Here is an 18,350-nt window from a genome sequence, read left to right on the forward strand (position 1 = left end):
GTGACCGGTAGACGTGAAACGCCCCGCCGTGCGTGCGTGGCGCAGGGCGGGGCGTTGGTCATGCGACGCGGTCATCCGACGCCAATTCTCAGTCGGCCGAGCCGATCGGCCGGACTGCGAATCGGCGCCGAACGGACGCCGATCCGACGCGGATCAAACGCCGATCACACCACCGTCGTCCTTGGTGATGACCACCGTGGCCGAGCGGGGGCGCGACGTGCCGCCGTCCGGGAAGTGGCTGGTGATCGACGTCAGCGAGCCCGCTTCACCCGGATGCTGGATGTTGACGAACATCGCCTTACCATCCGGCGTCCACGTGATGCCGGTGATTTCGCATTCGACCGGGCCGACCAGGAAGCGACGCAGGTTGGTACCCGGCGCCTTGCCGACATAGGTGCGCGTCGTCGTCGTGCCGGACACCACGTCCTTGGCGGCGCCGTCGCCGTACGCGCCAGGGACAGCGGCCAGCATCATGCAGTTGGTCACGTCGGTGTAGGCGCCGTCGTCGGTCTGGATCCAGATCAGGCCGTTGGGGCCGAACGCCAGGCCGTCAGGGCTCGACATGTCGTTGTCATCGGTCAGCGACGACAGGTTGACGTTGGTGGCATCGGCGTCGGCCTGCGCGCCGAACACGTAGACGTCCCACTTGAACGTAAGGCTCGCCTGGTTGCCATCTTCCTTCCAGCGGATGATGTGGCCGTTGACGTTGCCCTTCTGCTCGCGAGTGCCCTTGAAGTCCGAGTACGCGCGCGGATTGGCTGCATCCAGCGGCTGGTTACTGCTGCTGCCGCGGTTGGCGTTGTTGGTCAGCGTCAGATACACCTCGCCGTTGGCCGGGTTGACCGCAGCCCACTCCGGGCGATCCATGCGCGTGGCACCGACCGAGTCAGCGGCCAGGCGCGTGGCCACCGCGATGTCGGCCTGGCTGGCGAACGGGTACAGCGTGTTGGCCGCGGTCAGGCCGTTCTGGCCCTGCTTGAGCGCGATCCACTGGCCGCTGCCATCGGCAGCGAACTTGGCCACGTACAGCGTGCCGGCATCCAGGTACTTGTCGCCGGCGGCCAGGCCGCCGGTGGCGTCGGCCGGGTTCCACAGCGCGTCGGACACCCACTTGTAGACGTATTCGCCGCGGCTGTCGTCGCCCATGTAGAACACCAGCGGCTGACCGCTGACCGGCTCGGCCGGCCAAGCGCCTTCATGGCCGAAGCGGCCCAGCGCTGTGCGCTTGCGCGGCACCGAGCTGGGGTTGAACGGATCGATCTCGACGATGTAGCCGTAGGTGTAGGCCTCGTTGCGGAAGTCGTCGGTGCCGTCGGTGGAGCTGCCCCGCAACGAGATGTCCCAGCGCGAGTATCCGGTTTCGCTGGCGCTGGCCGGCGTGACGGTCGCCCAGGCATTGCTGCCGGCTGCGCCCTGGTTGGTGCCGCTGCGCTTGAGCAGCACCACTTCGGTGGCGCTGCGCTTGCTGTCGTCATCGGCGGCGCGGCGGAAGTAGCCGGCCCAGTTTTCTTCGCAGGTGAGGTAGGTGCCCCACGGCGTATAGCCGTTGGCGCAGTTGTTGATCGTGCCGCGCGTCATCGTGCCGGTCGGCGAGTACGCGGTCTTGGCGTAGGCGCTGCCAGCAACCGGGCCATTCAATTGAATCGGCGTGAACGGGGTGATGCGACGGTTGAACGTGGAGCTCTGAACGTAGGCAAAGCGGCCATTGCTGCCCTTGGCCACTTCCACGACGCTGACGCCGTGAGCTTCGATTTCCTTGCGCGCTTCCGACTCGGGCCGCGGCGCCGGGCTCGGGCCGTTCACATGCAGATAGATTTCGGTGATGTTCTCGTGGTTCATCACCAGCAGGCCGCGATCGACCGCGTTTTCAGAGTAGCGGCCGGCGCTGTCCATGCCGAAGAAATGCATACCGTCGTGATGGTCGCCAGCGCGCTGGCTAAAGTCGCTGTCGGTGCCGTCATTGCGATAGGCGCTGGTGCTGGCCGTCAGCGGATCGCCCAGGCGCAGCAGCGTCGTGGCCGTGTAGCCGGCCGGGATGCTGACGATATCGTTCCGGTTCTTGGCAACGGCGGTGAAACCCAGCGCGGTCGCCAGCGGCGGCGTCACGCTGTCGTCACCGTCTTCGTCGTCGTTGTCGTCGGTGCAGCCGATCAGGCTGGTGCTGCCGAGCACGGCCATCGCCGTGGCGGACAGGCCGCCGAGCAGCGCCTGGCGGCGCGACAGACGGGCGGCAAGCACCGCGTCGAACGAATTGGGGTCGGCCGCGACGGGAGCGCCCGCGGCGATACGGCGGAGATCATTCATCTTTGAAGTTCCGATTGGCTGTGCTGGGAAGTCATGGCAAGCCCAGCCGCAATGCGGTGGGACGGCGACGACCTTAAAATCCAGCGATGACAGCGCGGTGACGCTGCGATGACATCGCCGCTCGGGCGGTTAGAATCGGCCTAGTCTCCAACCTTGGCCATTGTTCCTTGAACGCTGTCGTCTGCTACGCCGTCACGCTCGCCGATCTGCGCGCTCACCGGTTCGATGTCCGTTGTCACCTCGCTGACGCACCGGCCGATCTGGTATTGAGCTTGCCCGGCTGGATCCGCGGCAGCTATCTGGTCCGGGACTTCGCCAAGCATGTGCTCGCGCTGCGAGCCGAGCGCGACGGCATCGCGCAAACAATCGAGCGTCTCGACAAGAACCGCTTCCGCGTGCCCGGTCGCGGCGCGCTGACGCTGCATTACGGCGTCAATGCGTTCGACGAGTCGGTGCGCAAGGCGTTTCTCGATACGCGGCGTGGGTTCTTCAACGGCAGCTCGCTGTTCTACTGCCCGGCTGGCTACGAGCGCGCCCGCTTCGAGCTGACGATCGAACGTCCGCTCGATCCGCTGTGCCACGACTGGAAGCTGGCGACGACGCTGACCGCCGAAGACGTCGATGCCGACGGCTTCGGTCGATACTCGGCGCCCGACTACGAAACACTGATCGACAACCCGGTCGAGATCGCGCCGTTCCAGCGCTATGACTTCGACGTCGACGGCATCCCGCATGCGCTGGTGTTGTCGGGGCGTGTCGAGCTCGACGCGGCGCGCGTGACCGGCGATCTACAGAAGATCTGCCATGTCGAGCGCGAGATGTTCGGCCAGCAGCCGGCGCGCGGCCCGGGCTTGGACTCGTATCTGTTCCTGACCAACGTGGTGTCGTCCGGTTACGGCGGCTTGGAACATCGCAGCTGCACGGCGCTGATCTGTTCGCGCGGCGACTTTCCGCGGCCCGGCAAGAGCGAGTTGAGCCGCGAATACCGCACGTTTCTCGGCTTGTGCTCTCACGAGTACTTTCACTTGTGGAACGTCAAGCGCATCACCGCCGCTGCATTCGCCGAGTCGGACCTGCAGCGCGAAGCCTACACGCGCGACTTGTGGCACTACGAAGGGACCACCTCGTACTACGACGATCTGTTTCTGCTGCGTGCCGCGATCATCGACGCGCCGGTCTATCTGGACTTGGTGGCCGAGCAAGCGACGCGGCTGCAGCGCGCCCCGGCAAGGCTGACGCAGACGCTGGAAGACGCCAGCTTCGAAACCTGGATCAAGTACTACCAGCCCGACGAAAACTCGATCAACGCCAGCACCAACTACTACGTCAAAGGCGCGCTGGTGTCGCTGTGTCTCGACTTGAAGCTGCGCCTTGAATCGAGCGTGACGCTCGACGATGTGATGCGCACCTTGTGGCAGCGCTATGGCGCTCAGGATATCGGCGTGCCCGAGAACGGGCTGGCCGACACCGCAGAGCAACTCAGCGGTCTGGCCTTGCGGCCGTTCTTCGATCTTGCGCTGCGCAGCACCGACGAGCTGCCGCTGGCCGAGTTGCTGGCCGAGTTTGGCGTCACGGCCACGCTACGCGCGGCGACGTCGCCGATCGACGATGGCGGGCGCACCGCCAGCCGCGCGCACGGCGTCTGGGCTGGGCTGCGCTTGCGGCCCGGCGACACCAGCATCGCGGCTGTCATCAGCGATGGTCCCGCGATGCAGGCGGGCTTGGCGGCCGGCGATCAGTTGGTGGCGATCGACGGCTTGCGCGTCAGCGCGCAGAACTGGACCCGTCGTCTCGACCTGATCGACGCCGGGCGCGAGGTGCGGGTCGATTTCTTCCGTGGTGAAGAGCTGTTGTCGACGACGCTGACGTTGCTGCCGGCACCGTTGGATACCTGGACGCTGACGCTGGCCGATGTCGACGGTGAGCGCCTGGCGCGGCGCCAAGCCTGGCTCGGCGTTTGAGGCGATTCCGATGATGCGTTCTGAATCCCGGCGACGCGGCGCTGCGTACTAAACGCCCATGATCGAAGCCATTGTGAAACTCGTTTGTGCGTACGCCGTCGGTAACCTGATGGGCGGACAAATCGTCGGCTGGCTGCGCGGCGGCATCGACTTGCGCCAGCAGGGCAGCGGCAATGTCGGCGCCACCAATGCCTTGCGCACGCAGGGTGCAGCCTTCGCACTGTCGGTACTGCTGATCGACGTGCTCAAAGGCGTCGTGGCAGCGCGGCTGGTTCCATTGATCCCGTGGCCGCTGCCCGGAGCAGGCCACGTGCCGCTGGAATCGATCCAGTACCTGTGCGGCGTCGGCGTCGCGTTGGGACATTGCTATCCGGTCACGCTGGGCTTTCGCGGCGGCAAGGGCGTGGCAACGCTGGCCGGCGTGTTCGGTGCGCTGATGACGCCGGCGCTGCCGTGGATGTTGCTGGTGTTCGCGCTGGTGGTGATGCTGACCGGCTATGTCAGCGCCGCAACGCTGGGTGCAACCGGCACGGCGCTGCTGTACGTGCTGATCTTCAAAGCCCAGGCGCTCGCCGCGCCGGCCAGCGTGTTCACGCTGGCGATGGCCGCACTGGTGCTGTTCAAGCACCGCGACAACGTCCGTCGCTTGCTGACTGGCACCGAGCATCGCTTCGAAAAAGCCCGCGTGCTCGGCCGCTTGTGGGCGCCGCGTCGGTGAGCGAGAGCCTGCTCGATACTTTGGCCGACGGCCAGTGGCATAGCGGCGAGGCGCTGGCCGCCAGCGCCGGCATCACGCGTGCCGGGCTGGCCAAGCGCGTCGACAAGCTGCGCGAGATGGGCTTGGACGTGGAGGCGCGCCAGGGGCTGGGCTATCGGCTGACGCAGCCGCTGGAGCGGCTCGATGCGGCGCATCTGCAGGGCGGCGCACCGGCTGGCTTGCGCGTGGCGGTTGTCGACAGCACCGATTCCACGAATCGCCAGTTGCTCGATGCCGCCCCGATCGACGATCCGCAGGCGCTGCTGGCCGAATACCAGACGGCCGGGCGCGGTCGGCGCGGCCGGGTCTGGCGCTCGCCCTACGGCGCCAATCTGTACCTGTCGCTGGCCTGGTCGTTTACCCAATGGCCGCCGCAGCTGACGGCGCTGCCGCTGGCGGTCGGCGTCGCCTGCGCGCGGGCGCTGCGCAGCGTCGGGCTGCAGACGCTGCAACTGAAATGGCCGAACGACTTGTGGGTCGACCATCGCAAGCTGGGCGGCATCCTGATCGAGCATCGAGGCGAGGCGGGTGGCGCCTGCCGGGTCGTCATCGGCATCGGCTTGAACGTGGCGATGTCGAACGCGCAGGCCGACGGTATCGACCAAGCCTGGATCAGCCTCGATGAAGCGCTCGGTGCCAAGGCATCGCGCAATGCCGTCGCCAGCGCACTGCTGACGGCGCTACACGGCGTCGTCGGTGCGTTCGAGTATCAGGGCTTCGCGCCGTTGGCGGCCGAATGGAGTGCGCTGGATCTGACGCGCGACCAGCCGGTGCAGATCACCGGGACGCCGTCGTATCAGGGCATCGCGCGTGGCGTAGACGAGATCGGCGCCTTGCGCGTCGACGTCGACGGCGAGCGACGCGTCGTGCATTCCGGCGACGTCAGCCTGCGGCTCGCCTCATGAGCGTCAGCAGCCCGATGCTGCTGCTCGATATCGGCAACAGCCGTGTGAAGGCGGCATGGGCCGACGACGCGGAGGCGCCACTGCGGATGCTGCCGACCGAGCCGCACGACGCCGATCCAGCGGGTGCGCTGGCGCGGCTGACGCTGCCGCCGCAAGCGCCGGCGCAGATCTGGATCTCGCATGTGCTCGGTGCCGCCGGCGAAGCCGCGCTGGATGCGGCCGTTGAGTCGCGCTGGCGTTTCCGGCCGCAGTACGCCCGGGCGGTTGCGGCGCAGCAGGGCTTGCGCAGCGCGTATGTCGAGCCGGTGCGCCTGGGTGTCGACCGCTGGCTGGCGATGCTGGCGGCCTATCACTTGGCACCAGCCGGTGCGGTGGTCGTCGATGCCGGTACCGCACTGACCACCGACGTGATCGGTGCCGATGGTGAGCACCGTGGCGGCACGATCGGTGTCGGCCTGCTGACCGCGCAGCGTGCCGTGCTCGGCGCCACCCGCTTCGCTACGCGTGACCTGTCGGCCGGCTACGACGGCGGACTTGGCCGCGACACCGAAACCTGCGTGCGCCAAGGCGCGATGCTTGCCTGCCTAGGTGCGATCGACCGTGCGGCCGCGCTGGCAGGTCCCGATAGCGCCCGGTTCATTACCGGCGGCGACGCGACGCAGTTGCTGCCCTATCTGACCGGGCCCTGGCAGCACCGGCCGCTGCTGGTCCTCGAAGGCCTGCGCTGGTGCGCGGCCGCTGCCTCGCCGGCCGCGCTGGCGGGCGGTGCCCTGCACGACTAAACTTGCGGCCCTTCGCCGGGTTAGCACAGCGGTAGTGCAGCGGTTTTGTAAACCGAAGGTCGGGGGTTCAAATCCCTCACTCGGCACCAAAAAAGCGACGGATGACGCGACACACCGCGTCGTCGAGCCCCCGGAAACGGGGGCTTTTTGGTTGGGGTCGGTTGCCGCCGTCCCATACCGGCGGGATCAGGCGCTCTCGATGGCCGCGAATGCGGCAGAGAATCGGCGCCTGCCCTTGGCGATGCGCTTCGCTGCCGTTGGTCGCGATCGATGCCGGCAGCAGCGGTGATCGGCCTAGCGTGCATCGACACGCAGGGGGTTCCAATGCCCGCAACGTTCGATTCACCGCTAAGCGCCGCACCCGATCCAGTTGATGCCGACGACGAAGGCGGTGGCGCGTCGATCGACGATCAGCGTCAGCAGTTGCTGAGCGTGATCCACGCAATGGTCGGTCAGCCTGTACCGCCGCCGCAGACGGCCCGGCTTGATGAGGCGGCGTTTCTGGCCCAGATGCTGTCGATGGTCCGACAAGTGCAGCCGTTGGCGCTGCACTCCCAGAAGCTGGAAGCGATCGGCCAACTGGCGGCCGGCATCGCGCACGAAATCAACACGCCGATTCAGTTCATTTCCGACAACGTCGCGTTCCTGAAGCAGGCCTTCATGCTGCTCGACCCACGTGCCGACGGCAGCAGTACCGTCAACGAGCGCCAGTTGCGGTACGCACGCGAGCAGATTCCGCTGGCGTTTGAGCAGACGATCGAAGGCTTGCAGCGGGTCATCCTGATCGTCTCGGCGATGAAGCGCCTGTCGCATGCCAGCAATGGACAGCGCGACTCGGTCGACATGATCGACATCATCAACACCACGTCGGTCGTGTCGCGCAACGAGTGGAAGTATGTCGCCGACATGCAGATCGACGTGACGCCCCAGATGCCGCCAGTGCCGTGCATCCGCGACGACATCTACAGCGTGCTGCTGAACATCATCATCAATGCCGCCCATGCAATCGCAAGCCAGGTCGAGGCCGGGCGCTACGAGAAGGGACTGATCCAGATTCGGGCCCGCGCCTTGGCCGACTGCGTGCGCATCACGATTGTCGATAACGGCTGCGGCATCGCCGATACCGCTCGCGGCCGAGTGTTCGAACCGTTCTATTCGACCAAGGCCGTGGGCAAGGGTACCGGGCAGGGCCTGGCGATCGCCCACTCGATCGTCGTCCAGAAGCATCGCGGTCGCCTGTGGTTCGATAGCGCGCCCGGAGAAGGAACCTCGTTCCATATCGAACTGCCGTTGCAGGCGACCAGCGAGTAAGCGGCCATGGACGTACTGTTCGTCGACGATGAAGAACTGATACTCAAGGGCGTACAGCGCACGATCGGACTGGCGGGCTTCGATTGGAACGTACGCTATGCGACGTCGGGCCGTCAGGCGATCGCGTTTTGCGAAGCGGCAGCGCCCGACATCATCATCAGCGACATGCGGATGCCGGGCATGGACGGTGCCCGTCTGCTCAAGCAGGTGCAGCAGCGCTGGCCTTCGACACTGCGTGTGATTCTGTCGGGCCATGCCGATGAAGAGATGACGATCCGTGCGCTCGACGTTGCCCATCAGTACCTGACCAAGCCTTGCGACCTGTCGACGCTGGAGACGTTGATCGAGCACTGCGCCGAGGATCGACAGCGCCAGGATGATGCGTCGTTGGTCGCCCTGGTCGGGCAGTTCGACCGGCTGCCGGTGGCACCGCGCAGCTATCTGCAATTGCAAGCCTTGTTGACGACGCCCGGCTATGACTTGGGCCAAGTGACGGCACTGATCGAGCATGATGTGGCGCTGGCCGCCAATGTGCTGAGGCTGGCCAACTCGGCCTATTTTCGAGCCAACGCACCGATCAGCGATGTTCACACCGCCGTCGTCCGGCTCGGACTCTCGACGATCAGGACCTTGATTCTGATCTGCGATCTGTATTCCGACGACGCCTATCGTGACGATCCCGTGTTGGCCCGTCTGCGCGGCTGTGCCATCGAAGCCTCGATCATCGCGGCCACGCTGATGCACGGTACGCCGGGACGTGATGTGGCGATGACGGCGGCGCTGCTGGCCGATATCGGTCGCATGCTGATGCATCGGTATCGAATGTCGACGACCGATCGCCACGCGGAGGTCGGTGCTTACCTGCTGTCGACGTGGGGCATGCCGGATTCGCTGGTGGATCTGGTCCGGCAGCATCACTCGCCTCGATGGGTCGATGATGCGGCGATGCGCGAGCTGATCACGGCCACCCATATCGCCGTCTGCGTGGCCAACGCCGAGGCTTGCGACAGCGGCTATTTGCTGCAACTCGGTAACCGTGCCGACGCGCTGCTGGGTCTGGCTCGTCAATGTCTGGCGCAGACCACGGCGATCGATGGAGAGCGGGATCGTGGCTAGCGTGCTGTTCGTTGATGACGAGCCCCAGGTTCTGGCTGCGATCGAGCGCAGCCTGTTTCAGCGCTACGAGCTGTACACGGCCACCTCCGGTATCGCCGGGCTCAAATGCCTGATTGACCATCCCGACATCCGCGTCGTGGTGTCGGATATGCGGATGCCGGTACTCGACGGTGCGCAGTTTCTGCAGGAAGTCCGACGTCGTCATGAAGGCGTCGTCACGCTGCTGCTGACCGGCCATGCCGATCTCGAACAGGCTGCCGCGGCCGTCAACGAAGGCGCGATCTTCAAGTTGCTGACCAAGCCATGTCCGCAATCCACGCTATTCGGTGCGCTCGACGATGCGCTGGCGCTGGTACAGGCACGCGACGCCGAATCGGCCCTGCTGCACACCACGCTGCTGGAGACAATGCGGGCGATGTCGCAGATGCTGGCCTTGGCCAGTCCGGCGGCCTACTTGAAGACGCGCTTCGTCGAGCAGTGCGTACGCTACGGTTTGCCCCGATTGCAGTGGTCGGACCGCTGGCAATACGAAGCCGCCGCGACACTGAGCCAGATTGGCCGCGCCGGTGGCGACTCTGAGCCGTCCATCGTGGAAGGCAGTGCGATGCCTGCACATTCCGAGCGGGCATGGGCGCTGCTGCGCTCGATACCCCGGCTCGACAAAGTTGCGCTGATGGTCCGGTATCACGACAGCGCGATTCCGGTCGAGCTCGACGAGACCAGTCGCCAAGGCGCGCAATTGCTACATGCGGCCGTCGTGCTCGAAGGCCTGACCTACAGCGAGTTGGGCCATAACCGGGCCCAGCAAGCGCTGATCGCCGCACGCCACAAGATTGCGCCGAGGATCATTGATGCCGTGCATGATTTCGTGCCGGACATCCATGGCGTGCGGCTCGAAGCCATTCACAAACTGGTGCCGGGCTGGCTGCTGGAGCAGGACGTGCTGACTGATGCCGGCATGTTGGTGCTGCACAAGGGCCAGCGGCTCAGTGAAGCGGCCATTACGGCGCTGAACAACCTGTTGAAGCTCGGCAAGATCGCGGATGGCGTCAGAGTGCAGCCGCTGTAACGCTAGCGCGGCTCATCCTTGGCTCGGCGATGGATGGCGCCCGCATCGTTGACGATGATCGTGAACCCGGAGGCTCGACCGCCGCCTTCGTCATAATAGGTTCGCGATGATCGACCGCCGTCCAGACCCAGGCGCTGACCGCGTTCCATGGATCCGGTGAATAGTTGGTTGCGCCCGTTGCTCTTGGCGCGATACAGCGAGGTATCGGCCACCCGCATTGAATCGGTCAGCGTGCGACCGGGCGAGATCGAGCAGCCTCCGGCGCTGCAGGTCACGATATGGTCGGGACTTTGTTCATGCTCCAGACGCGCCAGCCGGATGTCGCGCAGCAGCGCTTCGACGCGTGCTTCACCGTCAATGGATGCGCAGTCGTACAGAAAGATCGCGAACTCGTCGCCGCCGATACGCGCCACCATATCGAAGGGCCGACGCGCGCTGCGGTTGAGGATCAGCGCCACATGCCCCAGAACCTGATCGCCCCGGACATGACCGTAGGTATCGTTGATCTGCTTGAACCGATCGAGGTCGATCAGCGCCAGGTAGTGGTGTGAGCCCTCGTCCGACCGGTGCTGCTGGCGCTGTACGCGCTCGAAATGATCTTCGAGTGCACGCCGATTCGGCAGTCCGGTCAGTGGATCGCGAAAGGCCTGGCTACGCAGCAGCAGCCGGGCGGCCCACTCGTGTTGGATCGATACCTGCCGCAGCAGGTTGGACACCAGCATCGGTCCCAGGACCAGGGCCTGCATCAGCCAGATCGAGGGTGTCGGCGTGGAGTCGCTCGCCAGATACAGCGCATCAAACAGCAGGATCACCAATCCGTAGCAAATGACGAAGCCGATGGAACGTGTCGGCGGCTGGTTCACCAGCGACAGCATCATCACCGGAACGACCAGCATGATCGACGGGGTCAGCTCGCCCCGGCTGAAGCCTTCGCTGTAGCGAACATATTCAGCGCAGACGACGGTGGCCATGAACATGCCGCCGATAGCCCAGTCGATCAATCGATGGCTGCAATCAACCAACAGGAAGCGCGTCAGAGCGGCGTATCCCAACAGCAGTCCGAACAGCAGTCCGTAGACCACGACCGGGTCCTGCAAGGGATGCGGGATCGCGGCATAGATCCAGAGTGGTGCGACCGCCGTCATCGTCATCAGCCCCAGCACGGCATACAGGCGGTCGGGCAGCGTGCGATGGCCAAGATGAACACGCAGGCTCTCGGCGAGCGCGGGCGACAGCACCTCGGTGTGGAATCGCCCCGAGACGATGCGTTCCAGTGCCTGAAGATCTTCGGCCGCCAGATCCGGTGCAGCACTGTCGTCAGCGTCGCTAGGCGGCTTGAATGGCAGCCATGACCACCAGCCTCGTTCTGCCGAGTTGACCAGCATCGTCATCCATCCCTTGATTGATTGCTCTGCCGCATCCCATATCGGCAGTGGTTCCGGCGCGGTCGATCCGATGCGGGCCTGATCAGGCGCAGCGCTTCGTGTACGAGTGTTGCCTTGCGTCGGGCACCGAAAGTCTAGACGCGGCGTTGTACGGTCAACGCGCGCTCTGCCGGCAAATTGCTACCGGCTATCGACCGATGGGGGTGTTTTGCAGGCGCAGGCCTCGTTTTGGCGCGTATCGCTGAGGCTGCAGTGGGCACTCTGTGGACAGCGAACCTATAGTGCCGTCTGTCCTCCACCGATCGAAACCACCCCGGTGAAAACGTTCATTACCGCTGGTTTGCTGGTCTTGGCTGCCCAGCTGGCCGCGTGCACGACGATCGCTGACCTCACTGAGACACGGGACGGTGCGCGCTTCCGCGTCGGTGACCGTGCCAGTGCTCGCGTCGGCGACGTGATGCTGGATCGCTACCGTTATGCGACCGAACCGACGGCCAAGCCTCGGTCCGAGATTGCGGCGGCCCCCGGTCGTTACGCGTTACGTGCCGGCTATCCGTTGGTGGCGCGACGCGTCGACGGCGAGGCTGCGTATTGCACTCCGCCACAGGCCAGCAGCGTGGCCTGTTTCTACGACCGCGATGGCGATAGGGCTTTCGACCACGACTGGGTCAGCAACTGGGGCGTCGCCAGCAGCGTCCGGCCGCTGCCGGTGCCGGAGCCTTACGACAAAGTCGACAGCCGGATGGCGCGCGGCTTCAAGTCGGAGCTGATCTACCTGGGTCTTAACGGTCAGGTGATTCAGCTGCGCTACCAGGACTACACCGATGATCTGAGCGCGCCGAGCTATACCCAGCCGCTGCAAGTCAGGCTCGATACGGCCCCCGCCGTGACCGAGATTCGCTACCGAGACGCGTTGCTTCGGGTGCTCGAAGCTGATGCCACGCAGATTCGTTATCAGATCATCAGCGGATTTTCGGAGTAGCTGACCGACGCGTCGGCGCGCCGGCCGCGTCCGCCACGCGCCCGACCGGCTAGACTGGCCGCCCTTTGCCGCTGTGCCCGCCTCATGCTGCTGACGCTACGCGATGTTTCTCTGAATCTGGGCAGCACCGTACTGCTCGACCACGCCGCTTTTTCGATCGACAAGGGCGAACGCGTCGCGATCATCGGCCGCAACGGTGCCGGCAAGTCGACGCTGATGAAGGTCATCGACGGCGTCGTTGCGATCGACAGCGGCGAGATCGTCCGCGCGCAGAGCCTGCGCATCGCGCGCCTGGTGCAGGACGTACCGGCCGGCACCGACGGCAGCGTGTTCCAAGTGATCGCCCAAGGCTTGGGTACCGCCGGTGCGCTGCTGGCTCGTTATCACGAGCTGCTCGCCGCCGAGCGCTACGACGAGCTGGGCGATGTGCAGTCCAAGCTCGAAGCGGTCGACGGCTGGACGCTGGACCAGCGCGTGTCCGAGACGATTTCTCGGCTTGACCTGCCCGGCGAGGCGATCTTCAGCAGCTTGTCGGGCGGCTTAAAGCGCCGCGTGTTGCTCGGGCAGGCGCTGGTGCAGCAGCCCGATCTGCTGCTGCTCGACGAGCCGACCAACCATCTGGACGTCGAATCGATCGCCTGGCTCGAAGAATTCCTGGTCGGCTATCCGGGCGCGATCCTGTTCGTCACCCATGACCGTGCATTCCTGCAGCGGCTGGCGACGCGCATTCTGGAACTGGACCGCGGCTGGCTGACCAGCTGGCCCGGTGATTACGACAACTATCTGCGGCGCAAGGAAGAGCGACTGCACGCGGAAAGCCAGGAGCGCGCGCTGTTCGACAAGCGCCTAGCGCAGGAAGAAGCCTGGATCCGCAAAGGTGTCGAAGCGCGGCGCACGCGCAACCAGGGCCGTGTCGAGCGGCTCATGCAGTTGCGCCAGCAGTTCAGTCAGCGACGCAATGCGCCTGGGCAGGCGCGGATGCTGATCCAGGAAGCCGACCGCAGCGGCAAGCTGGTCGCCGAAGCCGACAACGTGGCCTATTCCTATGGCGAGCGTCCGATCGTGCGCGGTCTGACAACGACGATCATCCGCGGCGACAAGCTCGGCATCATCGGGCCCAACGGCGCCGGCAAGACCACGATGATCAACCTGCTGCTGGGCCGGCTGCAGCCGCAGAGCGGCGCGATGAAGCTCGGCGCCAATTTGCAGATCGCCTACTTCGACCAGCTGCGCGGGGGCCTGGACGAGAACGCATCGGTCGTCGACAACCTCGGCGACGGCAAGGACTACGTGGAGATCGGCGGCGCGCGCAAGCATGTGATGGGCTACCTGCAGGACTTCCTGTTCACGCCCGACCGGGCACGTTCGCCAGTCCGCGCACTCAGCGGCGGTGAGCGCAACCGCCTGCTGCTGGCCAAGCTGTTTGCGGTGCCGTCCAACTTGTTGGTGCTCGACGAGCCGACCAACGACCTGGACATGGAAACGCTGGAGCTGCTCGAAGAACTGCTGATGGACTACGAGGGCACCGTGCTGCTGGTGTCGCACGACCGCGCGTTTCTGGACAACGTGGTCACGCGCTGCTTGGTGTTTGAAGGCGGTGGCCGCGTCAATGAATACATCGGCGGCTATCAGGACTGGGTGCGGCAGCGCCCGGCGTCGGCCTTGCGCGCCAGCAGTGGCGGCAGCAACAACAACGCGGGCAGCAAGCCGGCTGCGGCGCCGGCCGTGGCCGCCAAGCTGACGATCGCGCGCGCGCTCAACGCCAAGGAGCGTCGCGAGCTTGAGGAGCTGCCGGCGCGGATCGAAAAGCTCGAAGCCGAGCAGGCCACGTTGGCCGACGAACTGAGCGCGCCCGGCTTCTATGACCGCCCGAAGGATCAAGTGCTGAAGGTACAAAAGCGCCTCGACGAGCTGGCGCGGACGCTGGCAACCGCCTACGCGCGCTGGGAAGAGCTCGAAGCGCTGAAGTAAAGAGCGCTCGCCTCCCGGTGCCGCGGCTCAGGGCGAGATGCAGCAGCGGTTGCGGCCGCTATTTTTGGCCTGATACAGCGCCTGGTCGGCACGCTCGAACAAGCTTTGCGGCGTGTCGTTGTCACGAAACCCGGTCACGCCGCAGGACACGGTGATCGACACCGGCATCTGCCGGAAGTGGAAGCCCAGCTTCTCCACGGTCTGCCGCAGCTTGTCGGTCACCGCCAGCGCACGCGACGGCGTCACGTCGTCGAGCAGCATCACGAACTCTTCGCCGCCGTAGCGAGCCAGGAAGTCGTTGTCGCGCAGCCGCCGTCCAAGCTGCTTGGCCAGCACCTGCAGCACCTTGTCGCCGGCGGTGTGCCCGTACTGATCGTTGATGTGCTTGAAGTGGTCGACGTCGAACGCGGCGATGCTGCGCGGTCGTTGGTCGCGCTTCCAGGCCAGCAATTCGGCCGCGACGCGCTCGTCATAAGCCGCCCGGTTGGGCACGCCGGTCAAGCCATCGCGGCTGGCTTTTCGCTCGAGCTTGCGCACCGAGTGCATCAGGGTCTGGGTTTGGTTCTCCAGTTCTTCGATCCGCGACCGTAGTGCCTCGTTGCGCTCACGATGCGTCTGCACGCGTGCCTCTTCGCGCACGCGGTAGTCGCGCACGCGTTGGTCGATTGCGGTCAGACGCCGATACACCTGGCTCTGCAAGCTGGCCAGATCCGCGGCGTCGCGCGTGTTGGCATACAGCGCCTCGGTTTCGCTGAGCAGCTGCTGGCCGAACGCATGGCCTTCGGCCAGCGCGCTGGCGCGCTCTTCGGTGTCGCCGCGCAAATGCTCGACGATGTCTTCCAGGCGTTCGTTGAACATCCGCAGCAGGCGATCGGCTTCGGCTTTCTCGCGGTGCAGCGTCTGCGCTTGGGCGTCGGCGAGATCGGCGACCTGTATCGCGACGCTGGCCAGTGATTCATGCGTGGGCTGCGGGTCACCGAGCTTGCCGAGCAGTTCGCGCGCGCGGTCGCCGGCCCCGGGCAGTGCGGAGAGCCGGTCGAGCAGCCGTTGCAGCATCTGCGTCAGTGCCGGCGACGGTGGCGGCATCACCGCAGCGGGGGTTGTGACAGCGGGCAGCGCCGGGACCGGCGCCGACTGCGTGGCAGCGACAGCAGACCGCGCCGGTACGACGGCCGTGGTCGCGGGCGGCGCGTCCTTCTGGTCCAGCACGGTCACGGCCTGGGTCAGCTGGCCCAGCAGCGTCTCCAGCGGCCCCGGCTCGGCCGGACGGCGCAACGCGCCCAGCACTTGGGTCAGCGAGGCGTCGAGCGTCTCGTGCTGACCACGCGCGGCGATGCACAGCCGGCTCGCGATCCGGCGCAGCAGTTCCTCGGTGTCGCGCCAGTGTCGTTCGCGCTTTTCCAGCTCGTCGACGGTCTCGCGGTATTGGCGCTGCCAGCGGTCAGGCTCCATGGGGGCGTCGGGCGAACAAGGGGTAATCCGCCTATCGGCGCTTGTTCAGCGAACTTGAGCCGCCGCCGCGCCCGGCGGGGTGCTCGGACTCAGTGATCCGATGCCGCGACCCACAGTGCGGCCAGCGCTTCGAGCCCGGCGCGATCGGTGTCGTCGAAGCGCGCGTGCTCGGGGCTGTCGAGATCCAGCACGCCCAGCAGGCGTTCGCCGTCCAGCAGCGGCACGACGATTTCGCTGTTGGACGCGCTGTCGCAGGCAATGTGGCCCGGAAACGCGTGCACGTCCTCGACGACTTGCGTACGACGCGTCGCCGCAGCCGTGCCGCAGACGCCGCGTCCTAGCGCGATGCGGATGCAAGCCGGCTTGCCCTGAAACGGGCCGAGCACCAGCCCACCGTCCTTCAGCAAGTAGAAGCCGGCCCAGTTCAGGCCCGGCAGGCCGTGGAAGATCAGCGCCGACAGATTGGCCGCGTTGGCGATCGCGTCGCGCTCACCGGCAAACAAGCCTTGGGCCTGGCTCAGCAGTGCCGCGTAGCGTTCGGGCTTGGACAGAGTCGAGGTGTCGTGGAGTTCGAACATGGGTACAGCCTAACGGGAAAACGCGATGCCCAGGCCGATGCGCGTGACCGAGTCGTTGTAGTCGAGCAGGCTCTCGCCGTATCCATGCCACAGATAGGCTTGGTAGAAGATCGAGCCGTCGCGTGATGGGATCGTGTAGTTGATGTTCAGCGCGCCGTGGCCGGTGTCCGGGTTCAGGCGCAGCATCGTGTGGACGACCTGACGCCGGCCGACCTGGCGCTGGTAGTGCAACTCGCCGTAGCCGTAGTGATCTTCGATGTCGGGGTTGTCGTCACCCTTGGGATCGTCCGGTGTTTTCTTGGCGTCCTCGGGCAGCCGGTACCAGGCTTTGACGTACAGCAGCGACTTGCCCTTGGCGCGGAACGGCGCGACGTACAACCGGTTCCAAGAGCGCGAGTCCGGCACGTCCTGGCCATTGGATTCGTGCTCGGCGCCAAAGTCGGCGCCCCAGTGGTTGAAGCGCTTCGGGTCCGGCGTCCAGCGGTAGAACAGTTCCGGGTTGTAGTCGGTTTCGCGGAACGGCCGCGAGCGGTCGGCGTCGTACACCTGCCAGAACGAGCGCTGGCTGTAGCCGAAGTACAGCGGCGTGCTGAACAACTGCACCTTGGCGCTGATCGCGAAGATCACTTCGGTCTGTGCGCCGGTGTAGTCGGGGCTGTACGTGGCCGGCAGGATGAACATCGGCTTGTGCGTCGACAGGCCGCGCGCCACTGACACGATTGAATACGCGTCGGGATCGTCGCTGCGCATCCGCCCGAACAGACCCAGGTTCTGCGTCATCGGCGATGGCGGCGGCGGTGCGTCGGACGGCAGCGCGGCGCTGACTGCCGACATCGGAGCGCTGTCGCCCGTTGACCCGCTACCGAGTTCCGGCGTCACGGCCTGTGGCGCGACTTCGACGGCGGGCGGGCTGGCGACGATGGCGGCGCCTGGCGCGTCGATGGTCGGTGCGGAAGCGGGTTCGGGTGCGGCTTGCGCCAGCGCCGTCGCCGGGCACAGCGTCGATCCGACGGTGAGGCAGAGGGCGGCGAGGGCCGAGGTCGCGGTTGTCATTCCAGGCTTCCCATCGACTGGGTCGCGCTGCGGGCTCAGGCCGCCAACGCGTCCACGTAAGGTTTCATCACCCGCTCGACACGACACAGCTTGGCGTAGTGCCAGAGTTTGTCCTTGTCGACCTTATGCGCCGCGAACGCAGCGCGTAGCGCATCAACTGCAATGTGCGGGCCGATCTTGTTGCGGAACTTGAACAAGTCGGCCAGCGTTTTTTCGAGCGCGTAGATGCTGACGGTGACGCTTTCGATCTCGTGGTGCTCGACGCCTTCGGTAAACGCGGGGCCGCCCAGGCGCGCCACCTTGACCTCGGGATAGTCGAGCCGCGGCCGCGCCGCGCGCCGCTCGATCGCGATATAGACTTCGTCAGACAGCGGTTCGGCCAAGCCGTGGAACGCCAGCGCCGAGCGCAGGCAGATCACGCCGTTGGGTACGGCGCGACCGGCCACGGCCAGCGCCAAGTGCGAGGTCACCGGTTTGTCGGCCAGCACGTAGCTGCCGCGCCCGACCTTCTTGATCAGCCCCTTGTCGCAGACCCGGCGCAAGTATTCGGCTTGAATGCCCTCGGCGGCCAAATCCTTCGGACGCAGCACGCCGAGCTTTGACGCCAGCTCGACGATGCGGTCGGATTTGCTTGGTTCGTCCATCCGGAGAGGCGGGCCTGTGTGCAAGCGTAAGATGTTTTTAAAATCTGTATATATTTGAGAACAAGTTTGAAAGTATTGCA

Annotated in this window: 15 protein-coding genes and 1 tRNA gene; 10 read left to right on the forward strand and 6 right to left on the reverse strand. The window is 65.6% G+C overall.

Annotation, left to right across the window (positions count from 1 at the left end):
- Window positions 1-153: 153 nt before the first annotated feature.
- Window positions 154-2,304 carry a PhoX family protein gene (locus tag BUB09_RS06690; protein WP_072895905.1) on the reverse strand — a complete coding sequence of 717 codons (2,151 nt, stop codon included), beginning with the start codon at window positions 2,302-2,304 and terminating at the stop codon, window positions 154-156.
- A 167-nt stretch (window positions 2,305-2,471) separates the two neighbouring features.
- Between BUB09_RS06690 and BUB09_RS06695 the strand changes: the two genes are divergently transcribed.
- From BUB09_RS06695 to BUB09_RS06730, 8 genes are all read left to right on the forward strand, one after another.
- Entirely contained in the window at window positions 2,472-4,265 is a 1,794-nt protein-coding gene (locus BUB09_RS06695; protein WP_072895908.1) for a M61 family metallopeptidase, read from the forward strand.
- Window positions 4,266-4,323: 58 nt separating this feature from the next.
- Entirely contained in the window at window positions 4,324-4,983 is a 660-nt protein-coding gene (gene plsY, locus BUB09_RS06700) for a glycerol-3-phosphate 1-O-acyltransferase PlsY (RefSeq protein WP_072895911.1), read from the forward strand.
- Window positions 4,980-5,927, forward strand: a complete 948-nt coding sequence (locus BUB09_RS06705) for a biotin--[acetyl-CoA-carboxylase] ligase (protein WP_139250150.1) — start codon at window positions 4,980-4,982, stop codon at window positions 5,925-5,927. The genes plsY and BUB09_RS06705 overlap by 4 nt, the downstream gene beginning before the upstream one ends.
- Window positions 5,924-6,709 carry a type III pantothenate kinase gene (locus tag BUB09_RS06710; protein ID WP_245793174.1) on the forward strand — a complete coding sequence of 262 codons (786 nt, stop codon included), beginning with the start codon at window positions 5,924-5,926 and terminating at the stop codon, window positions 6,707-6,709. Before BUB09_RS06705 ends, BUB09_RS06710 begins: the two co-directional genes overlap by 4 nt.
- A gap of 14 nt (window positions 6,710-6,723) precedes the next feature.
- Window positions 6,724-6,798 (forward strand) — tRNA-Thr (locus BUB09_RS06715).
- A 235-nt stretch (window positions 6,799-7,033) separates the two neighbouring features.
- Window positions 7,034-8,020, forward strand: coding sequence for a sensor histidine kinase (locus BUB09_RS06720; protein ID WP_072895916.1), 987 nt, complete (start codon window positions 7,034-7,036; stop codon window positions 8,018-8,020).
- A 6-nt stretch (window positions 8,021-8,026) separates the two neighbouring features.
- Window positions 8,027-9,136 (forward strand): HDOD domain-containing protein, encoded by a 1,110-nt coding sequence (locus tag BUB09_RS06725; RefSeq protein WP_072895918.1) that lies wholly within the window; start codon window positions 8,027-8,029, stop codon window positions 9,134-9,136.
- Window positions 9,129-10,205 carry a response regulator gene (locus BUB09_RS06730; protein ID WP_175550124.1) on the forward strand — a complete coding sequence of 359 codons (1,077 nt, stop codon included), beginning with the start codon at window positions 9,129-9,131 and terminating at the stop codon, window positions 10,203-10,205. Before BUB09_RS06725 ends, BUB09_RS06730 begins: the two co-directional genes overlap by 8 nt.
- Before the next feature lie 2 nt (window positions 10,206-10,207).
- On the opposite strand, the gene BUB09_RS06735 is transcribed toward BUB09_RS06730, so the two are convergent.
- Window positions 10,208-11,590: a GGDEF domain-containing protein gene (locus tag BUB09_RS06735; protein WP_139250152.1), complete on the reverse strand. Its 1,383-nt coding sequence runs from the start codon at window positions 11,588-11,590 to the stop codon at window positions 10,208-10,210.
- Window positions 11,591-11,906: 316 nt separating this feature from the next.
- Between BUB09_RS06735 and BUB09_RS06740 the strand changes: the two genes are divergently transcribed.
- Together BUB09_RS06740 and BUB09_RS06745 are read left to right on the forward strand one after the other, a co-directional pair.
- Window positions 11,907-12,572 carry a hypothetical protein gene (locus BUB09_RS06740; RefSeq protein WP_139250153.1) on the forward strand — a complete coding sequence of 222 codons (666 nt, stop codon included), beginning with the start codon at window positions 11,907-11,909 and terminating at the stop codon, window positions 12,570-12,572.
- Window positions 12,573-12,656: 84 nt separating this feature from the next.
- Window positions 12,657-14,543 (forward strand): ATP-binding cassette domain-containing protein, encoded by a 1,887-nt coding sequence (locus BUB09_RS06745; protein ID WP_072895928.1) that lies wholly within the window; start codon window positions 12,657-12,659, stop codon window positions 14,541-14,543.
- A 27-nt stretch (window positions 14,544-14,570) separates the two neighbouring features.
- Here the strand turns inward: BUB09_RS06745 and BUB09_RS06750 are convergent, their stop codons facing one another.
- The 4 genes from BUB09_RS06750 to BUB09_RS06765 form a co-directional block, all read right to left on the reverse strand.
- A complete protein-coding gene (locus BUB09_RS06750) occupies window positions 14,571-15,995 on the reverse strand; it encodes a diguanylate cyclase (protein ID WP_072895931.1) in 1,425 nt (474 codons plus the stop codon).
- An 89-nt stretch (window positions 15,996-16,084) separates the two neighbouring features.
- A complete protein-coding gene (locus BUB09_RS06755; protein WP_072895934.1) occupies window positions 16,085-16,573 on the reverse strand; it encodes a GAF domain-containing protein in 489 nt (162 codons plus the stop codon).
- 9 nt (window positions 16,574-16,582) lie between these two features.
- A complete protein-coding gene (locus BUB09_RS06760) occupies window positions 16,583-17,626 on the reverse strand; it encodes a phospholipase A (RefSeq protein WP_072895936.1) in 1,044 nt (347 codons plus the stop codon).
- 35 nt (window positions 17,627-17,661) lie between these two features.
- A complete protein-coding gene (locus tag BUB09_RS06765) occupies window positions 17,662-18,270 on the reverse strand; it encodes a type IV toxin-antitoxin system AbiEi family antitoxin domain-containing protein (RefSeq protein WP_072895939.1) in 609 nt (202 codons plus the stop codon).
- Window positions 18,271-18,350: the final 80 nt, after the last annotated feature.

Source organism: Hydrocarboniphaga daqingensis (genome assembly GCF_900129825.1).
Lineage (GTDB): Bacteria > Pseudomonadota > Gammaproteobacteria > Nevskiales > Nevskiaceae > Hydrocarboniphaga > Hydrocarboniphaga daqingensis.

Excerpts from the sequence above, each read along its gene's own strand:
- BUB09_RS06690 (WP_072895905.1), bottom strand. The coding sequence starts at position 2,304 with ATGAATGATCTCCGCCGTATCGCCGCGGGCGCTCCCGTCGCGGCCGAC.
- plsY (WP_072895911.1), top strand. The coding sequence starts at position 4,324 with ATGATCGAAGCCATTGTGAAACTCGTTTGTGCGTACGCCGTCGGTAAC.
- BUB09_RS06710 (WP_245793174.1), top strand. The coding sequence starts at position 5,924 with ATGAGCGTCAGCAGCCCGATGCTGCTGCTCGATATCGGCAACAGCCGT.
- BUB09_RS06720 (WP_072895916.1), top strand. The coding sequence starts at position 7,034 with ATGCCCGCAACGTTCGATTCACCGCTAAGCGCCGCACCCGATCCAGTT.
- BUB09_RS06725 (WP_072895918.1), top strand. The coding sequence starts at position 8,027 with ATGGACGTACTGTTCGTCGACGATGAAGAACTGATACTCAAGGGCGTA.
- BUB09_RS06735 (WP_139250152.1), bottom strand. The coding sequence starts at position 11,590 with ATGCTGGTCAACTCGGCAGAACGAGGCTGGTGGTCATGGCTGCCATTC.
- BUB09_RS06745 (WP_072895928.1), top strand. The coding sequence starts at position 12,657 with ATGCTGCTGACGCTACGCGATGTTTCTCTGAATCTGGGCAGCACCGTA.
- BUB09_RS06750 (WP_072895931.1), bottom strand. The coding sequence starts at position 15,995 with ATGGAGCCTGACCGCTGGCAGCGCCAATACCGCGAGACCGTCGACGAG.
- BUB09_RS06755 (WP_072895934.1), bottom strand. The coding sequence starts at position 16,573 with ATGTTCGAACTCCACGACACCTCGACTCTGTCCAAGCCCGAACGCTAC.
- BUB09_RS06760 (WP_072895936.1), bottom strand. The coding sequence starts at position 17,626 with ATGACAACCGCGACCTCGGCCCTCGCCGCCCTCTGCCTCACCGTCGGA.
- BUB09_RS06765 (WP_072895939.1), bottom strand. The coding sequence starts at position 18,270 with ATGGACGAACCAAGCAAATCCGACCGCATCGTCGAGCTGGCGTCAAAG.